General features: G+C 63.4%; 18 protein-coding genes. 14 read left to right on the forward strand and 4 right to left on the reverse strand.

The annotated features are described in order from the left end of the window. Nucleotides 1–68 precede the first annotated feature (68 nt). Complete coding sequence (locus BPHYT_RS31185) at nt 69–980, reverse strand: LysR family transcriptional regulator (protein ID WP_012428127.1); 912 nt, start codon at nt 978–980, stop codon at nt 69–71. 141 nt (nt 981–1121) lie between these two features. Between BPHYT_RS31185 and BPHYT_RS31190 the strand changes: the two genes are divergently transcribed. The 13 genes from BPHYT_RS31190 (at nt 1122) to BPHYT_RS31250 (ending at nt 16286) form a co-directional block, all read left to right on the forward strand. Further along, nucleotides 1122–2093 (forward strand): ABC transporter permease, encoded by a 972-nt coding sequence (locus BPHYT_RS31190; protein ID WP_012428128.1) that lies wholly within the window; start codon nt 1122–1124, stop codon nt 2091–2093. Continuing rightward, nucleotides 2090–3001, forward strand: a complete 912-nt coding sequence (locus BPHYT_RS31195) for an ABC transporter permease (RefSeq protein ID WP_012428129.1) — start codon at nt 2090–2092, stop codon at nt 2999–3001. Before BPHYT_RS31190 ends, BPHYT_RS31195 begins: the two co-directional genes overlap by 4 nt. An 8-nt stretch (nt 3002–3009) precedes the next feature. Continuing rightward, nucleotides 3010–3987: an ABC transporter ATP-binding protein gene (locus tag BPHYT_RS31200; protein WP_012428130.1), complete on the forward strand. Its 978-nt coding sequence runs from the start codon at nt 3010–3012 to the stop codon at nt 3985–3987. After that, complete coding sequence (locus BPHYT_RS31205) at nt 3984–5027, forward strand: ABC transporter ATP-binding protein (protein WP_012428131.1); 1044 nt, start codon at nt 3984–3986, stop codon at nt 5025–5027. Before BPHYT_RS31200 ends, BPHYT_RS31205 begins: the two co-directional genes overlap by 4 nt. Next, nucleotides 5024–6637, forward strand: a complete 1614-nt coding sequence (locus BPHYT_RS31210) for an ABC transporter substrate-binding protein (protein ID WP_012428132.1) — start codon at nt 5024–5026, stop codon at nt 6635–6637. Before BPHYT_RS31205 ends, BPHYT_RS31210 begins: the two co-directional genes overlap by 4 nt. Beyond that, the gene (locus BPHYT_RS31215) at nt 6634–8577 is read left to right on the forward strand and encodes a CocE/NonD family hydrolase (RefSeq protein WP_012428133.1); all 1944 of its coding nucleotides are present in this window, start codon (nt 6634–6636) and stop codon (nt 8575–8577) included. The genes BPHYT_RS31210 and BPHYT_RS31215 overlap by 4 nt, the downstream gene beginning before the upstream one ends. Before the next feature lie 182 nt (nt 8578–8759). Continuing rightward, the gene (locus BPHYT_RS31220; RefSeq protein ID WP_012428134.1) at nt 8760–9869 is read left to right on the forward strand and encodes a porin; all 1110 of its coding nucleotides are present in this window, start codon (nt 8760–8762) and stop codon (nt 9867–9869) included. 417 nt (nt 9870–10286) lie between these two features. Then, entirely contained in the window at nt 10287–10850 is a 564-nt protein-coding gene (ddpX, locus tag BPHYT_RS31225) for a D-alanyl-D-alanine dipeptidase (protein ID WP_012428135.1), read from the forward strand. 64 nt (nt 10851–10914) lie between these two features. Further along, nucleotides 10915–12522, forward strand: a complete 1608-nt coding sequence (locus BPHYT_RS31230; RefSeq protein ID WP_012428136.1) for an ABC transporter substrate-binding protein — start codon at nt 10915–10917, stop codon at nt 12520–12522. Nucleotides 12523–12577: 55 nt separating this feature from the next. Then, nucleotides 12578–13648: an ABC transporter permease gene (locus BPHYT_RS31235; protein ID WP_012428137.1), complete on the forward strand. Its 1071-nt coding sequence runs from the start codon at nt 12578–12580 to the stop codon at nt 13646–13648. Nucleotides 13649–13712: 64 nt separating this feature from the next. Then, the gene (nikC, locus tag BPHYT_RS31240) at nt 13713–14627 is read left to right on the forward strand and encodes a nickel transporter permease (protein WP_012428138.1); all 915 of its coding nucleotides are present in this window, start codon (nt 13713–13715) and stop codon (nt 14625–14627) included. Between the two features lies 1 nt (nt 14628). Next, a complete protein-coding gene (locus BPHYT_RS31245; protein ID WP_012428139.1) occupies nt 14629–15507 on the forward strand; it encodes an ABC transporter ATP-binding protein in 879 nt (292 codons plus the stop codon). After that, the gene (locus BPHYT_RS31250) at nt 15504–16286 is read left to right on the forward strand and encodes an ABC transporter ATP-binding protein (protein WP_012428140.1); all 783 of its coding nucleotides are present in this window, start codon (nt 15504–15506) and stop codon (nt 16284–16286) included. Before BPHYT_RS31245 ends, BPHYT_RS31250 begins: the two co-directional genes overlap by 4 nt. Before the next feature lie 150 nt (nt 16287–16436). Here BPHYT_RS31250 and BPHYT_RS31255 read toward each other — a convergent pair whose 3' ends face one another. From BPHYT_RS31255 to BPHYT_RS31265, 3 genes are all read right to left on the reverse strand, one after another. Next, nucleotides 16437–17012, reverse strand: coding sequence for a cytochrome b (locus BPHYT_RS31255; protein WP_012428141.1), 576 nt, complete (start codon nt 17010–17012; stop codon nt 16437–16439). A 206-nt stretch (nt 17013–17218) separates the two neighbouring features. Then, nucleotides 17219–17908: a CBS domain-containing protein gene (locus tag BPHYT_RS31260; protein WP_012428142.1), complete on the reverse strand. Its 690-nt coding sequence runs from the start codon at nt 17906–17908 to the stop codon at nt 17219–17221. A 363-nt stretch (nt 17909–18271) separates the two neighbouring features. Continuing rightward, complete coding sequence (locus BPHYT_RS31265) at nt 18272–18538, reverse strand: hypothetical protein (RefSeq protein WP_012428143.1); 267 nt, start codon at nt 18536–18538, stop codon at nt 18272–18274. Between the two features lie 349 nt (nt 18539–18887). Between BPHYT_RS31265 and chrA the strand changes: the two genes are divergently transcribed. After that, nucleotides 18888–20105: a chromate efflux transporter gene (gene chrA / locus BPHYT_RS31270; protein WP_012428144.1), complete on the forward strand. Its 1218-nt coding sequence runs from the start codon at nt 18888–18890 to the stop codon at nt 20103–20105. Nucleotides 20106–20173: the final 68 nt, after the last annotated feature.

Below are 20173 nucleotides of genomic sequence, written 5' to 3' on the forward strand. Positions count from 1 at the left end.
GACGCGCGGGCCGCATGCTGACGGACAAAAGGCCGCGAAAAATGTCGGACGGCGATGCAGGGTCGAGGCTAATCAGCCTCGCGCAGCGCATGAAGATTGTCCAGTGCTTCGGCGAGGCAAGCGGCAAATGCATGACAGGTTCCGCTGACCGGATCGGATTCGAGAGATGCTATGCCGGTCTCGAAGCTGATCGTCGGCACGAATGGCCGCATGACGAACTGTTCCGTGTCGCAACATTGCGCGATCAACCGGTTGACGATCGCCGCGCCGACCCCGCGCGCCGCCATCGCACAGGCCACGCTCACCGAATGGACCTCCGCGACCACATTGGGCGTTACCCGCGCGCTGCGGAACGCCGAGTCCACTTCATGGCGAAGCGCGCTCTGACGCCATAGCAGCACGAGCGGCACACCGTCCAGATCGCGCGGGGAGACGGTCGCGTTGCCGGCGAGCGGATGCGAGCTTGGTATCACGCACACCGATTCGCTTTTGAAGCGCCACTTCACTGAAAAGCCGGACAGACGCGTCGGCAGTCGCACGAACGCCAGATCGACCTCGCGGCTCAGCAATGCGCGCTCCGAAGCGTCGTAAGTACCCGAAAACACTTCCAGTACCGCGTCGCGATGCGTCTCGTAGAAATGCTGCATGACAGCGGGCAGCAAAAACTGGGCAAAGGTATTCGGAACCATGATGCGCACGAGCTTGCGCTGTGTGCCGGCCAGCCGCAATTGCTGCGCATGCCGTTCCAGGCAGCGCGCCGCCTCGACGATCGTTTCCACCTCCTGCACGAGCGCGTCACCTTCGCGCGTCGGCGTCAGGCGGCCCTGTTCGCGCACGAACAGGCTCAGGCCAAGATCCTCCTCCAACTGGCTCAGCAGACGACTCACCGCCGACTGCGAACAGCCCAGCCGCTGCGCGGCAGCCGTCGTCGTGTGCAGCGCTGAAATTGCCGCAAAAGCTTCGAGTTGCTTGAGATTCATTGCAGGTTCCGCATAGGGGTATGTGGATTCGACATAAGGTTGCGGACAGTTTTTTGCCGTCGAATGATCGGGGCGTTGCATGAGCCCGGTGCCGCTTGCGCCGTACCCCCCGCATTTTCATCATTTGAGGTTTCACACGCAATGATCGCCTTCATCATCCGGCGGCTCATCCAGAGCATCGGCGTATTGCTGCTCACGTCGGTGCTCGTATTCTGCGGCGTGTTCGCCATCGGCGACCCGATCGCGATTCTCGTCCCGGCCGACGCGACCCCGGCCGAAATCGCCCAGGCCGTGCAATCGCTCGGACTCGACCGGCCGCTCTGGCAACAGTATCTGCATTTCATCGGGCGAGCACTGCACGGCGATCTCGGGCGCTCGTTCGTGTTCAACCAGCCGTCGATCCCGCTGATTCTCGAACGCCTGCCGGCAACGCTGGAACTGGCGTGTGTGGCGTTGGTGCTGGCGCTGATAGTCGGTCTGCCGCTCGGCCTGATCGCCGGGCTGAAGGCGGGATCGGTACTCGACCGCACGGTGATGACGGGCTCGATCCTCGGCTTCAGCCTGCCGAACTTCTGGCAAGGCATCATGCTCGTGCTGATCTTTTCGGTCACGCTGGGCTGGCTGCCGTCGGCCGGCCGCGGCCAACCCGGCATCCTGTTCGGCATCCACACCAGCCTCGCAACATGGGACGGCCTGCGGCACCTGCTGCTGCCCGCGCTGAACCTGTCGCTCTTCAAGATGTCGCTCGTCACGCGCCTCACGCGCGCCGGCGTGCGCGAAACGCTGCCGCTCGACTACGTGAAGTTCGCCCGCGCCAAAGGTCTGCGCGAGCGGCGGGTGATCTTCGTGCATGTCCTGAAGAACATTCTGATTCCCATCGTCACGGTGGTCGGCATGGAATTCGGTTCGTTGATCGCATTCGCCACCGTGACCGAGACGATTTTCGCGTGGCCTGGTGTCGGCAAACTGATCATCGACAGCATCACCAAGCTCGACCGTCCGGTGATCGTTGCGTATCTGCTGATCGTGGTCGCGATGTTCACGCTGCTCAACCTGCTCGTCGACATCATCTATTCGCTACTCGATCCGCGCGTGCGGCTGGAGGCGGCATGAGACATAGCGCCACCGTTTTTGCATGGCGGCCTGACCGCAATACCACGTCGGGCATCGTGCTGCGCAGTCTGTTCGGCAAGCCGGCTGTTGCCGTGGCGACTTGCGTATGTCTTCTGCTCGTCGCGATCGCGCTGCTCGCGCCGTGGATCGCGCCGCAGAATCCGTACGATCTCGCCGCGCTCAATCTCGTCGACGGCCGCCTCCCGCCCGGCGCGCGAGGCGTGAACGGTCACCTGTATCTGCTCGGCAGCGACGCGCTCGGGCGCGACATGTTCGCCGCCATGATGTACGGACTGCGCATCAGCCTTGGCGTGGGCTTGCTGAGCGGCGTCTTCGCGATGTCGCTCGGCACGACGCTTGGTCTTGTGGCCGCGTACTTCGGAGGTCGCGTCGACACGCTCGTGATGCGCGCCGTCGATCTGATGCTTGGCTTTCCGACGATCCTCGTCGCGCTGATGATGCTCGCCATTCTCGGCCAGGGTGTCGACAAGGTGATCCTCGCGCTGGTGGTCGTGCAGTGGGCGTATTTCGCGCGCACCGTGCGGGCCGTCGCCGCCGTCGAACGCCGCAAGGAGTATATGGAGGCCGCGTTTTGCCTCGGCCTGAGCCACCGGCGCGCGCTGTTCAGCCAGTTGCTGCCGAACTGCCTGCCGCCCGTCATCGTCATTGCGCTCGTACAGATTGCCGCCGCCATTTCAGCCGAAGCGACCTTGAGCTTTCTCGGTATCGGCCTGCCGGTCACACAACCCTCGCTGGGTCTGCTGATCGCAAACGGCTATCAGCAATTGATCGCGGGCTTCTACTGGATCAGCGTCTTTCCCGGCCTGTTGCTGCTCGTGCTGGTGTTCAGCATGAATATCGTCGGCGACAGTCTGCGCGAAGCATTGAACCCGCGTTTGCAGAAATAGGATTTCGCATGTCCACCCCTACCCTGTCCGTGCAGAATTTGCGCACGCATTTCTTTACCGGCGCCGGCGTCGCGAAAGCCGTCGACGACACGAGTTTCGATGTCGCGCCAGGCGAGATCGTCGGCCTCGTCGGCGAATCCGGCTCCGGCAAATCGATTACGGGCTTCTCCGTGCTCGGGCTGATCGACGCGCCAGGGCGCATTGTCGCCGGCCGCGTACTATTCAAAGGCGAAGACCTGACGACGCTCACGCCTGAAGCGCTGCGCCGCTTGCGCGGCAATCGCATCGCGATGATCTTCCAGGATCCGATGATGACGCTGAACCCGGTTCTGCGCATCGACACGCAGATGATCGAGGCGGTCCAGGCCCACACGCGCGTATCGAAGCACGCAGCGCGGCAACGGGCGCGCGACGCCCTGGCGTCGGTCGGCATTCCGTCGCCGGACGAACGTTTGCGCGCGTATCCGCACCAGTTATCGGGCGGCATGCGGCAGCGTGTGGCGATTGCGATCGCGCTGCTGCACGACCCGGAACTGATCATCGCCGACGAACCGACCACCGCGCTCGACGTCACGATTCAGGCGCAGATTCTCGCGGAAATGCAGAAGCTGTGCGCCCGCTCGCATACCGCCATGGTGTGGGTCAGCCACGATCTTGCCGTGGTCGCGGGGCTGGCGGATCGCATTTGCGTGATGTACGCCGGCCGGGTCGTCGAAACGGGCAGCGTCGACGAGATTCTCGAACGACCGCGCCACCCGTACACGATCGGGCTGATCGACTCCTTGCCCGAAAAAGCCCGGCGCGGCGAGTCGCTCACGCAGATTCCGGGCATGGCGCCGAGCGCGCTCAAGCTGCCGGTGGGCTGTGCGTTCGCGCCGCGCTGTGTGTACGCCACGTCGTTGTGCCGCAGCGCCGAGCCGCCCGTCACCGGCGAAGGCACGCATCTGTTCCGCTGTTTCCATCCCCGTTCCGGAGCGCCCGCATGAACGCACCCCATGTCATGGCGCCGCTGGTCGAAGTCGACCACGTGTCGCGCCGCTTCGTACGACGCCTGAACTACGCCGAGCGGATCGCCGGCTGGCTCGGCGCGCGCGCTGAGGAACAGATCGTCCACGCCGTCGATGACGTCAGCCTGACGATTCATCGCGGCGAAGTGCTGGGTCTGGTCGGCGAATCCGGCTGCGGGAAATCGACCCTCGGCCGGATGCTGGCCGGGATCGGCGCGCCGTCGAGCGGCTCGATCCGCACACTCGAGAAGATCGCCGAGCAATCCGCGCCGGGCAGCGAGCATGACGGCACTCGCGCTGGAAAGCGCACTTCGCGCCACCGGCTCGCCACCCAGATGATTTTCCAGGACCCGCTGTCGTCGCTCAATCCGCGCAAGCGGGTGCGCGACATTATTGGCGAGGCGCCGCTCGTGCACGGAATCGTCGAGCGCAAACAGCTGGACGCTTATGTCGTCGACGTGATGGAGCGCGTCGGCCTGAATCCGGATTTCCGCGAACGCTTCCCACATCAGTTTTCCGGCGGGCAACGTCAGCGCATCGGAATTGGCCGCGCCCTGGCGGTGAAGCCGGATTTCCTGATCTGCGACGAATCGATCGCGGCGCTCGACGTGTCGATCCAGGCGCAGATCATCAATCTCTTCATGCAACTGCGCCGCGATCTCGGCCTTACGTATCTGTTCATCAGCCACGATCTGGGCGTCGTCGAGCACATCAGCGATCGCGTCGCCATCATGTATCTCGGCCGTATCGTCGAAACCGCGCCGACCGTCGAACTGTTCGCCAATCCGCAGCATCCCTACACGATCGCGTTGCTTGCGCAGGTGCCGCGCCTGTCGAATCGCAAGCGGCAGTTCGAGTCGATTCAAGGTGAGATTCCGTCGCCGCTCGCGCCGCCCGATGGTTGTCACTTCCATCCACGCTGCCCGCACGCGACGCAGCGTTGCCGCACCGAGCGGCCCCTGTTGCGCCAGAGTGGCGCCGCCCATCAGGTCGCGTGTCATCTGGTGGAGGTGCGATGAACACGGTGATTTCATCCATGCGCCGACGCGGCCTCATGCGCACGGCGGCAATCGCGCTCGCGTGCGGACTGAGCTTTGTCGGCGCGGCCGCCGGCGCGCAGGCGCGCTCGCTGACAATGGCGCTCGCGTCCGAGCCGCAATCACTCGATCCGCTGTTCTCGCGCACGCAGAACAATATGCAAACCGCCGAGAACATGTTCGAGCGGCTGATCGAACAGGACGACAATCTGCAGGTCCGGCCCGGCCTCGCGGTGTCGTGGCGCGCGGTCGATCCGCTCACGTGGGAATTCCATCTGCGCCCGCACGTGCGCTTCTCGGACGGCTCGACCATGACCGCCGACGACGTCGCGTATTCACTACGCCGTGCGCGCTCCGTGCCGAACAGCCCCGCGCCGTATTCGGGCGCGGTCGCGAATATCGAGCGCATCGAGGTCGTCGATCCGCTGACGCTGCGCATTGTGACGAAGACGCCTTCACCCGCGTTCGTCGAGCAGATCGGGCTCGTGTATATCGTGTCGCAGCACGCGAGCGCGGGTCACGCGAGCAACGACTACCGCCTGCCCGCTGTCGCGGTCGGCACCGGTCCGTATCGTCTCGTACGCTGGATTCCGGGCGACCGTCTCGAGCTCGTGCGCAACGACTACTACTGGGGCAAGCGGCCCATTTTCGACACCTGCACTATCCGCTTCGTATCGAACGACGCCGCGAGACTGTCGGCTTTGCTGTCGGGCTCCGTCGATCTGATCGACAACGTACCGCCGGTCACGATCGGCCGCCTGCGCCGCGAACGAAACGTGACGCTCTATTCCGGTCCGTCCGCACGGCTCATCTATCTCGCACTGGATTCGTCGCGCGACGCTTCTCCGTTTGTCACCGCCGCCGACGGTTCGGCGATCGCGCGCAATCCGTTGCGCGACGTGCGAGTGCGCGAAGCCATCTCGAAGATGATCGACCGCAATGCGATCACGCAGCATCTGCTGAACGGTGCCGGACTGCCGGCCGCGCAAATCGTGCCGCCCGGCATGGGCGGTTATGACCCGCAGCTGCAGCCGGACCGGTACGACCCGGTCGGCGCGCAGCGCCTGCTGGTTGCGGCCGGCTATCCGAACGGCTTCCGGCTGACGATCCATTCGTCGAACGATCGCTTCGCGAGCGACGGCGATCTCGGCCAGGCGCTTGGCCAGATGCTCGCGCGTGGCGGCATCGCCGTTAGCGATGTCGTCACGCAACCGTACAACGTGTATGCAGGCGCTGCCGCGCGGCGCAGCTACAGTGCGTTCGTCTTCAGTTTCGGCAATACGACGAGCGATTCCGCGATTGCGCTCACCAACGTGCTCGAAAGCTATTCACGTGAGAGCGGCACGGGCGCCTTCAACCGCACTCGCTATTCGAACCCGACGCTCGACCGGCTGCTGCGCGAAGCCGCGGCGACCTTCGATCCGGCGCGGCGCGACCAGTTGCTGCAACAGGCCGCGCACGCGGGTTTCAGCGACTACGGCATCGTGCCGCTCTATTTCCCGGTGGACTACTGGGCGGCACGCAACGGCGTGATTTTCCATCCGAACAAATCTGAACGCACCTCGCTGCTTTTCATCGAGACCCAACCATGACCGACGTTTTTTCCCGCAGCGAGGCGCTTCCCGCTGATTCGACGCTCAACCCGTTTTGCGACGTCATGGTGCCGATGCGCGACGGCGTGCGGCTCGCCACCGACGTGTACTTCCCCGCCGGTTACCGCGCGGGCATCGACGCGCCGCTGCCCACGATTCTCGAACGCACGCCGTACGGCAAATCCGATATCTCGCGTTCGGAGATCCATCACGGCGAGCCGCCCGCGAATCGCGCCGACGTGGCCCGCTATTTCGCGGCGCGCGGCTATGCCGTGGTGCTGCAGGACTGCCGGGGGCGCTACAACTCCGAGGGCACGTTCACCAAATACATCGCCGAAGGGCCGGACGGTTTCGACACGATCGAATGGATCACGCAACAACGCTGGTCGAACGGCAAGGTCGGCACGATGGGGCTCTCGTACGCAGCTCACACGCAGCTTGCCGCCGCCTGCCTGAATCCGCCGGGACTCGCGTGCATGGTGCTGGACTCCGGCGGTTTCGCCAACGGCTATCGCTGCGGCATTCGCCAGGGCGGCGCTTTCGAACTGAAGCAGGCGACGTGGGCCTTCAACCGTGCAAAGAACAGCACCACGGCCGCCGAGAATCCGCTGGTTGCGGCGGCGCTGAATGCGAGCGATCTGCGTCAATGGTTTGCGCGGATGCCGTGGCGGCCAGGTCACTCGCCGCTGGCGACGGTGCCGGAATACGAGCGCTATCTGTTCGAGCAATGGACGCACGACGTGTTCGACGAATACTGGAAACAGCCAGGCATCTATGCTGAAGGCTATTACGACACCATGACGCGCGTGCCGACGGTGCTGATGTCGAGCTGGTACGACGCCTATGTGCGCAGCACGCTCGATAATTTCGCCGCGTTATCCGGCACGCCCGGCGCTCCGGCGTATCTGATCATGGGTCCGTGGCTGCACGGCGACCGCAACGTGTCGTACAGCGGCGACGTTGAATTCGGACCCGACGCGGTGATCGAAGGCCAGATTGCGAAAGACTGGCTGGCGTTCCGCGCCGACTGGTTCGACCGCTGGCTGCAACCGAACGGCGCGTCGAACGGGGCAGGCGATGCCATTGCACGTATCTTCGTGATGGGCGGCGGCAGTGGAGCGCGTAATCCGCAGGGCCGCATGGAGCACGGCGGACGCTGGGTCAAGTCAGCGCAATGGCCGTTGCCCGGCACGCGCCTCACGCCGTTTTATCTTGCCGGGGACGGCTCGCTTTCGGCATCGAATGACACTTTGCAGGCGGCGCCCGCGGCGACCTCGTATTCGTTCGATCCGTCCAATCCGGTGCCGACGATCGGCGGCGCGCTGACCTCGGGTGCGCCGGTTTTCGAAGGCGGCGCGTTCGACCAGCGCGAGGACGCGCGCTTTTTCGGCACGCGGCACATGGGTATGCCGCTCTCGGCACGCTCCGATGTTCTCGTGTTTCAGACAGACCCGCTCGAAGAAGACGTCGCCGTGATTGGGCCGATTGTCGTGAAGCTGTGGATTTCGTCCGATGCGCCCGACACCGACTTCACCGCGAAGCTGATCGACGTCTATCCGCCAAATGCGGATTACCCGCACGGCTACGCGATGAACCTGACCGATGGCATTTTCCGCTGCCGCTTTCACGAATCGTGGACCGAGCCGCGTGCCCTCGAAGAAGGCCGCGTCTACGCGATTGAAATCGAACCGTTCGCCACGGCCAATCTGTTCAGACGCGGCCACCGCATCCGCCTCGATATATCGAGCAGCAATTTCCCGCACTTCGACGTCAACCCGAATAGCGGCGAGGCGCCCGCGCTGGCGCGCACACCACGCGTCGCGGTGAACCGTGTGCATTTCGGCGCGGGTCAAGCGTCGCACGTCGTACTGCCGCTCGTCCCTGTGGCTTCGCTCGAAGCCATGCAGGCGAGCCCGGCGGATAGCCGCAAAACCGGCTAGCAGCGCCTCCGCTCCACCCCGTTCCAGGTCATTGAGGCGTCGCGTTCAGCGCGACGTCCGAGGCCCCTTTTTGCCCGGATTTTCTGCGAAAGGCCGGAAACGTCCAGACCCGGGCGCGACCGCTTCCGTGCGTCGCACGCCGATTTTTCAACAGTAAGACCCACTCCAAGAGGACAAGCACCATGCGCAAACAGACACTACCGGCGACGCTGCTCGCTATTAGCGGCATCGGCGGCATCGGCCTGTCGGCCGGCGCGGCACACGCACAGTCGAGCGTGACGCTGTATGGCATCGCCGACGGTGGTTTCACCTACACCAGCAATCAGGGCGGCAAGTCGAACTATCAGGCGACGGCCGGCAGCGAACAGGGTTCGCGCTGGGGCCTGCTCGGCAGCGAAGATCTTGGCGGCGGCAACCGCGCAGTATTCCGGCTCGAAAATGGCTTCAATCTGATGAACGGCACGGCCAGCGCGAATGGACGCATCTTCGGGCGACAAGCGTGGGTCGGTTTGTCGAGCGATCGCTACGGCACGTTGACGTTCGGCCGTCAGTACAACGCGTCGCAGGATTCGCTGGAACCGCTGCAACTCGCCGCTGACACCGTTCAGTACGGCACGCATCCATTCGACGTCGACGATATCAACAACACGTTTCGCACCGACAACTCGATCAAATACGTGACGCCGACCTTCTACGGTCTGCAGATCAACACCCTGTACGCGCTGTCGGGAAATGCCGGCAATTTCGCGACGAACCGCTCGTACAGCGTCGGCGCGAGCTACGCGAATGGCCCATGGCACCTCGGCGCGGCCTATGTGATGCTCGATCATCCCGCCACCGACACCACCGGCGCGATTCCCTCCGACAACTACTTCACTTTCCTGAAGGGCATCAGCAAGCAGCGCATTTACGGCGCGGGCGGACTGTACGACATGGGCAACGCAAGCGTCGGCTTGATGTACACCAACACGCGCTTCGAGCTGACACCCGCGAGCCAGTACCAGACCTACCAGAATGCCGAGGCGAGCCTGCGCTATCGCATTTCGCCGGCCGTGCATGCGGCGATCGGCGAGACCTATACGAATGTATCGACGAACGGAAAGGTGGACTCGTGGCACTACTGGCAGACGACCGCAGGGGTTCAGTACTTCCTGTCGAAATCGACCGATGTCTATATCGACTTGCTGTACCAGCGCGCCACGAACGCGGTCGCGCAGATCGAGGGAGCATCCGGCCCGTCTAGCAGCGGCACGCAGTTCATCGCCGTCACGGGCATCCGGCATAAGTTCTGAGCGCCGGCGAACACGCGGAAATCTATTGGCCGCCGGATCACCTCTGCCGAGACTATTAAAGAATCGCCCCTAATTGATTTTTTATACTCGCGCTGAGGTTATTGGTCTTGTTAGATGCATGTCATCGCTCAGTTAAATGACATGCATCTAACCAAGCTCGTCCGTGCTGACGCCGTTCAGCACGGGGTACCAGTCAACGCAATCCCCCAATTCGCGCGCATCGCAGAGTGCCTCTGCAGCGCCGCCTCAGTGTATCCTCGGCATTCAGCCGACGCGCGGCATCGGCTACGCGTTTCATAGACACCACAACTATATTTGCCATCGACAAACGCGTCGCACGCAATCGCGAACTACAAGGCGAATCTAACCAGTTCGATCTCTGAACCCGCTCCCATTCAATATTCCACCGCGCCCCCAATGACAGAACCGCGACTTATCGAAATCACGCGCGCCGGGCACGGCGTGGACATCGACCTCGTCTATGCCACCGAGCGCAACCTGACCGGCAAGCCCATCTACAAGGAGGCCCACTGCCTGCTGCTCGAACCAGCCGAAGCCGCTTTGCGCAAGGCAGTCACGATTGCCCGCGAGGCCGGCCTGACGCTGCGGATTTTCGACGCCTACCGTCCACCGCAGGCGCAGCAGGTGCTGTGGGATTTTCTGCCGGACCCCACCTACGTCGCCGAGCTTGGCCGCGGTTCGAACCATAGCCGCGGCACGGCGATCGACCTGACGCTGCTGGATGCCAATGGCAACGAACTGGACATGGGCACGGGCTTCGACGCCATGACGATCGAATCCGAGCACTTCCATCCGGGCCTGCCCGAGCACGTGCAGCGCAATCGCCTGTTACTGCTCGGCATCATGCACGCCGCGGGCTTCGCGCACATCAAGAACGAATGGTGGCATTACGAGCTGCCCGGCTCCCGTGCGCTGCCCGTGATCGACAACAGTGAAAGCGGCCCCTTGCGTCTCATGTAGTGGCTTTCGATTTCCGCGTCCGTTGTTCCCCGGCAGGCTCTACCCCATTCCTTATGGAGCGAGTATGAAACTGGTATTGCGCAATGCATTGGCAGCGGCAGCAATCGCCTCCGCCTTGGCCCTGTCGTTCACGGCGGCGAGCCCCGCCGCGGCGGCAACGCCGAAAGACATGTTCGTCATGGCAACGTTCCTCGACGAATTCACCACGCTCGATCCCGGCGAAGTCTACGAGCTGGTGCCGGAAGAATATGTGGCCAATACCTATGACCGGCTGGTGCGAGTCGATCTGAAAGACCCGTCGAAGTTCAACGGCGATGTCGCGCAATCATGGACCGTCAGCCCCGACGGTCTGACCTTCACGTTCAAGATTCGCCCGGGTCTCAAGTTCCACTCGGGCAATCCGTTGACCGCCGACGACGTCGCCTGGTCGATCCAGCGCACGGTCCTGCTCGACAAAGGCGCGGCCGCCGTGCTGCAAGGCATCGGCCTGACCAGGGACAACGCGCTCAGCAACGTGAAAAAGATCGACGACACAACCGTCAGTGTGACGACCGACCAGAAATATGCCCCGACGTTTGTCCTGAACGTGCTCGGCGCGTGGCCTGCTTCGGTGGTGGACAAGCAGTTGCTGCTCTCGCACCAGAAAGGCAACGACTTCGGCAACGACTGGCTGCGCACGAACGAGGCGGGCTCCGGCGCCTACAAGCTCGTCAAGTGGACGGCCAACGACAGCATCGTGTTGCAGCGCTTCGACGGTTATCGCTTACCGCTCGCGATGAAGCGCATTGTGTTGCGTCACGTGCCGGAAGCATCGAGCCAGCGCCTGCTGCTCGAGAACGGCGACGTCGATGTGGCGCGCAATCTGAGCCCGGACGACCTCGCCGCACTGACAAAATCCGGCAAGGCGCGTGTGAGCGCCGTGCCGCAGGCGACGCTTCTGTACCTCGGCCTCAACGTCAAGAATCCGAATCTGGCAAAACCGGAAGTCCAGGAAGCGATGAAGTGGCTGATCGACTATAACGGCATCCAGAGCAACGTCGCGAAGACCACCTACAAGGTGCACGAAACATTCCTGCCTGAAGGCTTTCTCGGCGTGCTGAACTCGAATCCTTACCAGCAGAATGTCGCAAAGGCCAAGGCGCTGCTGGCAAAAGCCGGGCTTCCAAACGGCTTTTCCGTGACGATGGATGTGCGCAACGGCTACCCGTACGGCGAAATTGCCGAGGCCGTGCAGGCCAATCTCGCCCAGGCCGGCATCAAGGTGCAGATCATCCCGGGCGACAACAAACAGACGCTCGCCAAGTACCGCTCGCGCTCGCACGACATCTATATCGGCGAATGGTCGGCGGACTACATCGACCCGCACAGCAATGCGCAGGGCTTCACCTGGAATCCGGACAACTCCGACAAGTCGGCCTACAAGATGCTCGCGTGGCGCAACTCGTGGAATATTCCCGATCTGACGAAGGAAACCAACGCGGCGCTCGCCGAATCGTCGACCACCAAACGCGCCGAGCTATACCAGACGATGCAGAAGCAGGTGCTTGCGAACTCTCCCTTCGTGATCATGTTCCAACAGGTCTCGCAGGTCGCCGCGCGGCCGGGCGTGACCGGGCTCGAAGTGGGTCCGATCAACGACCTTGTGTCGTATCGTGACCTGAAAAAGCAGTAACGTATGGGGCGAAGGCGAAACTGTTCCGGCTTCGCCTTCGACCGGGGAACCCATCATGTCGACTCCGCTCACGACTTTCGAGCGCATGCGCGCGCTTTCGGCTGAAAGCGCCGGCGTGCGCTGGACCTTGCGCCTCGTGCGCTGGATCTTCACGCTCGTGATTACCTTCACCGGCTTGCTAGCGGTCACGTTCGTGATCGGCCGCAAGATACCGATCGACCCGGTACTGGCGATTCTCGGCGATCGCGCCTCGGCGGCGGCCTACGCGGCGGCGCGCCTGCAGCTCGGGCTAGACAAGCCGCTCACGGTGCAATTTCTGATCTACGCGCGCGATGTGCTGCATGGCAACTTCGGCATGTCGCTGCTGACGGCGCACCCTGTGATCGAAGACATTCAGCGCGTGTTCCCCGCGACGCTCGAACTCGCGACCCTCGCGACCCTCATCGGTGTGCTGATAGGCGTGCCGCTGGGCGTGATCGCCGCCGTGCGCCACAACCGCTGGATCGATCATGTGGCGCGCTTTGTCGGTCTCGTCGGCAGCTCCGTGCCGGTGTTCTGGCTTGGACTCATGGGACTGCTGCTGTTCTACGCGAAGCTGCACTGGGTAGCCGGTCCGGGGCGCATCGATCCCGTATTCGACGGTATGGTCGATACGCATACGGGCAGCCTGCTGGTCGACTCACTCATCGCGGGCGAATGGGACGTGTTTTTCAATGCGTTCTCCCATATCGCGCTGCCCGCGGCCATTCTCGGCTACTACTCGGTCGCTTATCTGAGCCGGATGACGCGTTCGTTCATGCTCGAGCAGTTGAGCCAGGAGTACATCACCACGGCGCGCGCAAAAGGCTTGCCCGAGCGCCGGGTGATCTGGCGTCACGCCTTCGGCAATATCGCCGTGCCGCTTCTGACCATCATCGCGCTCACTTACAGCTATCTGCTCGAAGGTTCGGTGCTGACGGAAATCGTCTTCGCCTGGCCCGGTATCGGCTCGTACCTGACGGGCGCGCTGCTGAATGCCGATATGAACGCCGTGCTTGGCAGCACGCTCGTGATCGGCGTCACGTTCATCGCACTCAATCTGCTGACCGACGCGCTCTATCGCGTGTTCGATCCGCGCGCCCGCTGATGCTCCGGAGGTTTCTTCCGTGCTTCCCCCATGGGATCGATCAACGCAAACGCAGGACTGGCCAATGAATGCCACGCCCCGACGATGGAAAGACTGGCTGCTGAGCGACACGCCCGCGTCACGCAAACAGGCCGCGCTCGGGCTCGCTTATCGGCGCTGGCGACGCTTCGCGGGCAATCCTCTGTCCGTGTTCGGCTTTGTGATTCTCGCCTTGCTGATCATCGTCGCGGCAATCGGACCGCTGATCGCGCCGCACGATCCGTTGCAGCAAGTCCTCTCCGACCGCCTTCTGCCGCCGGGTTCGCCGTCGCACTGGTTCGGCACCGACCAGCTTGGCCGCGATATCCTCTCGCGGCTCATCTACGGCTCGCGGCTCACGCTTTCGATCGCGATTCTCGTCGTGGTGATCGTGGTTCCAGTCGGCCTCCTGATCGGCACCACGGCCGGCTTCTTTGGCGGCTGGGTCGACAACGCGCTGATGCGGATCACCGACGTGGCCCTTGCGTTTCCGAAGATCGTGCTCGCGCTCGCATTCGCGGCCGCGCTGGGACCGGGTGTCATGAACGCCGTGATCGCGATTTCGATTACGGCGTGGCCGGCCTATGCACGTCTCGCGCGAGCGGAGACTTTGCGGCTCGTGCAAGCCGATTTCATTCACGTCGCGCGGTTGCAGGGCGCGTCGCGGCTGCGCATCCTGTTGCGCTATATCGTGCCGCTGTGCTCGTCGTCGGTGATCGTGCGCGCGACGCTCGATATGGCCGGCATCATTCTTACCGTCGCGGGTTTAGGGTTCCTCGGCCTCGGCGCACAACCGCCGAGCCCCGAATGGGGTTACATGGTCGCGTCGGGCCGCAACGTGCTGCTCGATTCGTGGTGGGTGGCCACCATTCCGGGCTTTGCCATTCTGCTGGTGAGCCTCGCCTTCAACCTGCTCGGCGACGGTCTGCGCGACGTCTTCGATCCTCGCCATGGAAGCTGACATGCCAGCCGATATCACCGAACCCCTGTGCGAAATCGACGACCTGCGAATCGGTTTTCGCGGCCACGACGGCGAATTGACGGAAGCCGTGCGCGGCCTGTCGCTGACGCTCCATCGCGGCGAGCGGCTTGGCATTGTCGGCGAATCCGGTTCGGGCAAATCGCTGTCCGGGCGCGCGCTGCTCGGCCTGCTGCCGCCTGCCGCGCAATGCCATGCGAAGGCGATGAAGTTCCATGGCCAGGATCTGCTGGCGATGTCGGCATGCAAGCGCCGGCAACTATGCGGCCGGCAGATGGGCATGATCCTGCAGGATCCGAAATACTCGCTGAACCCGGTGATGACCGTCGCGCAGCAGATGCGCGAAGCGTTCGACCTGCACGGCCCGAAGCTGGGCCGCCGCGAGATGCGCGAGAAGATCGTCGCGGCGCTGGCAGCGGTGCACATCCGCAATCCGGAGCGTGTCGCCGATGCGTACCCGCACGAGTTGTCGGGCGGCATGGGACAACGCGTGATGATCGCCATGATGGTGTCGTCCGGCCCGCGGCTTCTCGTCGCCGACGAGCCGACCAGCGCGCTCGACGTGCTCGTCTCGATGCAGGTGCTCGCGATTCTCGACGAAATGATCGAAAAGCACGACACGGGCCTCATTTTCATCAGCCACGACCTGCCGCTCGTCATGTCGTTCTGCGACCGCGTCGTTGTGATGTACGCGGGGCGCGTGGTGGAAACCTGTGCGGCTCGCGATCTCATCCACGCCGAGCATCCTTATACGCGCGGCCTGCTCGCGGCAAATCCCCCGCTCGTCAATCCACCCGATGAACTGCCCGTGCTGAAGCGGGACGCAGCGTGGCTCACGCAATCGACTGGAGCATCGGTATGATCGACGTCGACGCCCTGACGGTCCGCTTCAAGACAAAGACCGGTTACTTCGAGGCCGTGCGCGAGGCGAGCTTTCACGTCGGCGAAGGAGAAGTTTTCGGGCTGGTCGGCGAATCCGGATCCGGCAAGTCGACGATCCTGCGCGCGCTGACCGGCCTCGCGCCCATCGCTGGCGGCACTATGACGATCGGCTCGCACGTGCCTGGAGAAAAGATCAACCGCTCGTTTCGGCGCGACGTGCAGATGGTCTTTCAGGATCCGTACGGCGCACTGCATCCGCGTTTCACAGTGGATCAGACCTTGCGCGAACCGCTGAGCATCAACGGCATCGACCGGCAGGACAAACGCATTGTCGACGCGCTGAACGAAGTCGGGTTGGGTCCGGCGTATCGCTTTCGCTATCCGCATCAGTTGTCGGGGGGCCAGCGGCAGCGCGTCTCGATCGCACGGGCGCTGATTGTCGAACCGCGCGTGCTGCTGCTCGATGAGCCGACGTCCGCGCTCGATGTGTCCGTGCAGGCCGAGATTCTCAACCTGCTGCGGCGGCTTCATCGTGAACGCAACCTGACGATGATCCTCGTGAGCCACAATCTGGCGGTGGTCGGCTTTCTCTGCTCGCGCGTCGCGGTCATGCGTAATGGCGAGATCGTCGAGCAGTGCGATATCGCGTCCATTCGCGCGCAACAGGTCGAGCATGAGTACACGCGCCGCCTGCTGCTCGCGACTACGGGCTATCAGCGCGAGCCGGTTCAGGCGATCGGAGTGGACGCAGCGTTGTAAAGGCTCATGCAGACGGCGCGCGATGCGTCGAGTGGCTGGTCTGCACTGCACGGCGGCTGCGGATTGGAGCCGGTGTGCGCCGCAGGAGCGCCGCGGCCACGCTGGCAACATCCTCGCCGTAGCCCTCGATAGGGTCGCGCAAACCTGTTCTCATTCGTTTCGCGCCGGAAGGCGCGACGGCCCTGCTTGGGGCAGCATTCGTTGCAGCACGTGGTCTTTCAGAACGAAGCGATGGAACAATGCCGCGACCACATGCAGACCGATAAGCGTGAAGAGCACCCATGCGAGGACGCCGTGCACATCACCCATCTCATGGCCGAAGGCCGAGCCCGGCTCGCTCAACGCCGGGTATGGCACGACGCCCAGCAGGCGGACCGTCCAGCCGCGCGAAGACGCGTTGATCCAGCCAAGCAGGGGCACGGCCAGCAAGGCTGCATAGAGCAGAAAATGCGTTATGCGCGAGACTGTGTTGAGCAACGGCGGCAAATCTTCCGGGCTCGGCCAGTGGGTCAATCGCCATAGAACCCTGACCAGCATAACGGCGATGAGTGCCGAGCCGACGCCGAGATGCCAGGCTATCAGGCCGACGGGTTGCGTGTCCTTGTGGACATCGGGCATCGTCCAGCCGATCACAAACTGCATCGCGATCAGGACGGCCGTCAGCCAGTGCAGCGTCCGCGCTACTGCGTCATATGCGGGAAGCCGCGTTTCATAAACCTTACCCATCCGTGCTCCTCGATTCGCCCAGAAATTGATTGGATTGACGACGCGCGCGGCCAGAAACTCTCAAATTGACAGCCGGAAAATACACCGCCCAAACGAACCGATACTAACGACCTCACCTTAAGGAAACCTGATGCGAGCAGAGCCGCACCGCGAATTTAACGGCGGCTTTTTTTAGGCCGCGGCCCGCTAGAGTCCGCCGGAGCCCGCTAGATGCCCGGCATGACCGGATAAGGCTCGGTGTGATCCTCCACGCGCTTGACACCGGGTATGGTTTGCGCCGCCACGCGGACCGCCTCGACCGCTTCCAACGAATGGAAGATGCCCCACAGATGCACGACTCCATCCGTGACGACGATATTGCGTCCGGCGAAGCTCCATTTGCGACCCGCGAGTTCGCCCATCAACATTGCGCGGATTTCGCCGTCGGATAGCGTCACATCCGATGCCGGCTCATCCGGTACGCTCGCCAGCGCCTGGACGAGATTGGCCCGGCTTACGATGCCCACGAGCCGCCCCGCGTCCGTCACGGGCACACGTTTAATGCGCCGGGTTTCGAGGATGCCGGCCACTTCACCGAGTTGCGTTTCGGGCTGAACGGTCACCACGTCGGTGGTCATTACATCGCGAACTTTCAGCGCGTGGGTTTTGATGTAATCCCGTGCCTCCTCGCTCGCGGACCAGAAATCGAGCCACGAGGTTCGCGTGCGCTCGTCGGTGCCGATTTCGGCACGGCGGAACAGATCGCCTTCGCTGATCATGCCGGCGACGTGGCCGTCGCGATCCAGAACCGGCGCGCCGCTAATGCCGTTGTCGACAAAAATTCTGGCGACCTCTCGCACGGTCATTTCAGGTGTCACGGATATAACGTTGCTGGTCATGACATCGGATGCGCGCATGGTAAGCCTCCTGAACAGTTAGGATAATTGAATTCGCGGGACGCCCGTTTCGGCCGTCGGTATCTGGAACCGCCGAGCCCCCCGTTGTGATTTGAGATTAGGCCGGTACGACGTCCTGTCGTTTGATATGGATCATCTCGAAGGGCGTTGCATGCGCCTGTCGGCCCGAACGTGGCTCAGATCAACTCGACGCCGGCCATTCGTTGTCGAAAGCCGGCATGCCATCTGTCGTTTCGAGCGGCTTACATCTTGAAGATGCGGCTGAGCGGGGAATTAAAAGGACGCCGTGAGCATGGATTTTTGTGCGCTCGAACGCGAAAAGGCGCACACATGAAGCGATGGACCAAAGGTGCTTGGCAGACCTCACTCCGGCTCAGCAGGACAGTCGCGCGGCTGAACCGACACGGTATGCGACATCTCGAGCCGAACCCAGTCCATCCCCTCGCGCAAACCCGCCAGGACGGCTTCGCGCTCCGTCGGAAAAATACTGCTGTGCGTGAACCGGTGTTCGAACATTCCCTCCGGCGTGCGATGACTGAGCTGGATCGTGCAGTCGAAGCCGCCTGCCGTGCAATGCGTCGTTGCGGCGACCGACCAGTCGCCGTCACTCACGTTACCCGAGATCGTCATGGGTCGCTCCTTGTTCGGTACGTTGTCGAAATGAATCGCGCGCTGTGAGCCACGACCACCGGCGAACGACGAAAGAAGAAATCATCATCGTCCTTGCGGCGCGGTTGCGATTGATTTCCATCAAGGCTGCCGCGCTTCGTGTCGCTCGCCAGACTCCTACCATGCCCGAGTGCAACGCTCCGCGTCCCACTTGATATGCATCGACGGCGCTCAGCCAGAGTCGACGCCACCCACGCTGACCGCCGCCGGTACAACGCACGATCGGCCCTGTTGCAGATGAGGCCCCCCGCAAGGGTCGGCTCGTGCTATTTTTCGAAGCCCAACCCGACATCGCCAGCACGCCCTTCCAATGCACAGCGCCGATTTAGAGACCTCACCCACCGCACCGGCACGCAGTTCGCCGTGGGCCCTCTTCTGTATCTTTTTGCGGCTCGGGCTGACTTCGTTCGGCGGTCCGGCGGCTCATCTCGGCTACTTTCGCGACGAATTCGTCACGCGCCGCCGCTGGCTCGATGAACATACGTTCAGCGACCTGGTGGCGCTGTGCCAGTTTCTGCCGGGGCCCGGCAGCAGCCAGGTCGGCATCGCCATCGGACGCCTGCGCGGCGGTATTGCCGGTGCGGTAGCGGCTTGGCTCGGCTTTACCCTGCCGTCGGTGCTCCTGCTCGTGGCCTTTGCGTCCGGCTTCGCGCAGCTGTCGGATACAGCTTCGCTTCATCTGCTGCGGGGGTTGAAGATCGCCGCGGTCGCGGTGGTCGTCCAGGCGGTCTGGTCAATGGGACGCATGCTGTGCCCGGACCGTGCACGCGCGACGATCGCCGCGGCCTCGGCCATGACCGTGATCCTGCTCGGCGGAGCCTACGGGCAGCTTGCGTCGATCATCGCCGCGGGGATTGCCGGCGCCGCGTTTCTGAGGTCGTCGACCGAGGTGCCGCGTGCGCCGCTCGGCATGCCCGGGTCTAAAACCGGCGCGCTCGTTTGTCTCGCGGCCTTCGCACTGCTGCTGTTCGGGCTGCCCGCCATCGCGGCCTATCTACGCAGCTATCCGCTCGATCTGTTCTCGGCGTTCTACCGGGTCGGTTCGCTGGTATTCGGCGGTGGACACGTCGTGTTGCCGCTGCTGGAAGCGGTTGTCGTGCCGCGTGGCTGGGTTCCCGCGAACACCTTCATGGCCGGCTACGGCGCGGCCCAGGCGGTCCCGGGTCCGCTTTTTACGTTCGCCGCGTTTCTCGGCGCCGCGAGCAGCGGACATCCGGCGGGTATGGCGGGCGCACTGATCGCCACCGTGGCGATCTTCCTGCCTTCGTTCCTGCTGGTCGGCGCGGCGCTGCCCCTGTGGGGCGAATTGCGCGCGTTCGCACCGATGCGCCGCGCCATGGCCGGCATCAACGCGGCCGTGGTCGGCATCCTGCTCGCCGCGCTGTACGACCCCGTGTGGACCAGCGCAGTGCATGCCGGACGCGATTTTGCGCTAGTCGTCGTGGCGCTGGTGCTGCTTGGCTGGTGGCGAGTGCCGTCGTGGGCGGTCGTACTGATCACGGCAGCGCTCGCCTGGTGGGTCGTATAGGTCGTGTAAAGCGAGTCTTCTCTCTCACCTGACGCGCGCATTACTTACGCTGCGCCGGCGGTTCCTGT

This window comes from Paraburkholderia phytofirmans PsJN, assembly GCF_000020125.1.
Lineage (GTDB): Bacteria > Pseudomonadota > Gammaproteobacteria > Burkholderiales > Burkholderiaceae > Paraburkholderia > Paraburkholderia phytofirmans.

Excerpts from the sequence above, each read along its gene's own strand:
- BPHYT_RS31185 (WP_012428127.1), bottom strand. The coding sequence starts at position 980 with ATGAATCTCAAGCAACTCGAAGCTTTTGCGGCAATTTCAGCGCTGCAC.
- BPHYT_RS31190 (WP_012428128.1), top strand. The coding sequence starts at position 1,122 with ATGATCGCCTTCATCATCCGGCGGCTCATCCAGAGCATCGGCGTATTG.
- BPHYT_RS31195 (WP_012428129.1), top strand. The coding sequence starts at position 2,090 with ATGAGACATAGCGCCACCGTTTTTGCATGGCGGCCTGACCGCAATACC.
- BPHYT_RS31200 (WP_012428130.1), top strand. The coding sequence starts at position 3,010 with ATGTCCACCCCTACCCTGTCCGTGCAGAATTTGCGCACGCATTTCTTT.
- BPHYT_RS31205 (WP_012428131.1), top strand. The coding sequence starts at position 3,984 with ATGAACGCACCCCATGTCATGGCGCCGCTGGTCGAAGTCGACCACGTG.
- BPHYT_RS31210 (WP_012428132.1), top strand. The coding sequence starts at position 5,024 with ATGAACACGGTGATTTCATCCATGCGCCGACGCGGCCTCATGCGCACG.
- BPHYT_RS31215 (WP_012428133.1), top strand. The coding sequence starts at position 6,634 with ATGACCGACGTTTTTTCCCGCAGCGAGGCGCTTCCCGCTGATTCGACG.
- BPHYT_RS31220 (WP_012428134.1), top strand. The coding sequence starts at position 8,760 with ATGCGCAAACAGACACTACCGGCGACGCTGCTCGCTATTAGCGGCATC.
- ddpX (WP_012428135.1), top strand. The coding sequence starts at position 10,287 with ATGACAGAACCGCGACTTATCGAAATCACGCGCGCCGGGCACGGCGTG.
- BPHYT_RS31230 (WP_012428136.1), top strand. The coding sequence starts at position 10,915 with ATGAAACTGGTATTGCGCAATGCATTGGCAGCGGCAGCAATCGCCTCC.
- BPHYT_RS31235 (WP_012428137.1), top strand. The coding sequence starts at position 12,578 with ATGTCGACTCCGCTCACGACTTTCGAGCGCATGCGCGCGCTTTCGGCT.
- nikC (WP_012428138.1), top strand. The coding sequence starts at position 13,713 with ATGAATGCCACGCCCCGACGATGGAAAGACTGGCTGCTGAGCGACACG.
- BPHYT_RS31245 (WP_012428139.1), top strand. The coding sequence starts at position 14,629 with ATGCCAGCCGATATCACCGAACCCCTGTGCGAAATCGACGACCTGCGA.
- BPHYT_RS31250 (WP_012428140.1), top strand. The coding sequence starts at position 15,504 with ATGATCGACGTCGACGCCCTGACGGTCCGCTTCAAGACAAAGACCGGT.
- BPHYT_RS31255 (WP_012428141.1), bottom strand. The coding sequence starts at position 17,012 with ATGGGTAAGGTTTATGAAACGCGGCTTCCCGCATATGACGCAGTAGCG.
- BPHYT_RS31260 (WP_012428142.1), bottom strand. The coding sequence starts at position 17,908 with ATGCGCGCATCCGATGTCATGACCAGCAACGTTATATCCGTGACACCT.
- BPHYT_RS31265 (WP_012428143.1), bottom strand. The coding sequence starts at position 18,538 with ATGACGATCTCGGGTAACGTGAGTGACGGCGACTGGTCGGTCGCCGCA.
- chrA (WP_012428144.1), top strand. The coding sequence starts at position 18,888 with ATGCACAGCGCCGATTTAGAGACCTCACCCACCGCACCGGCACGCAGT.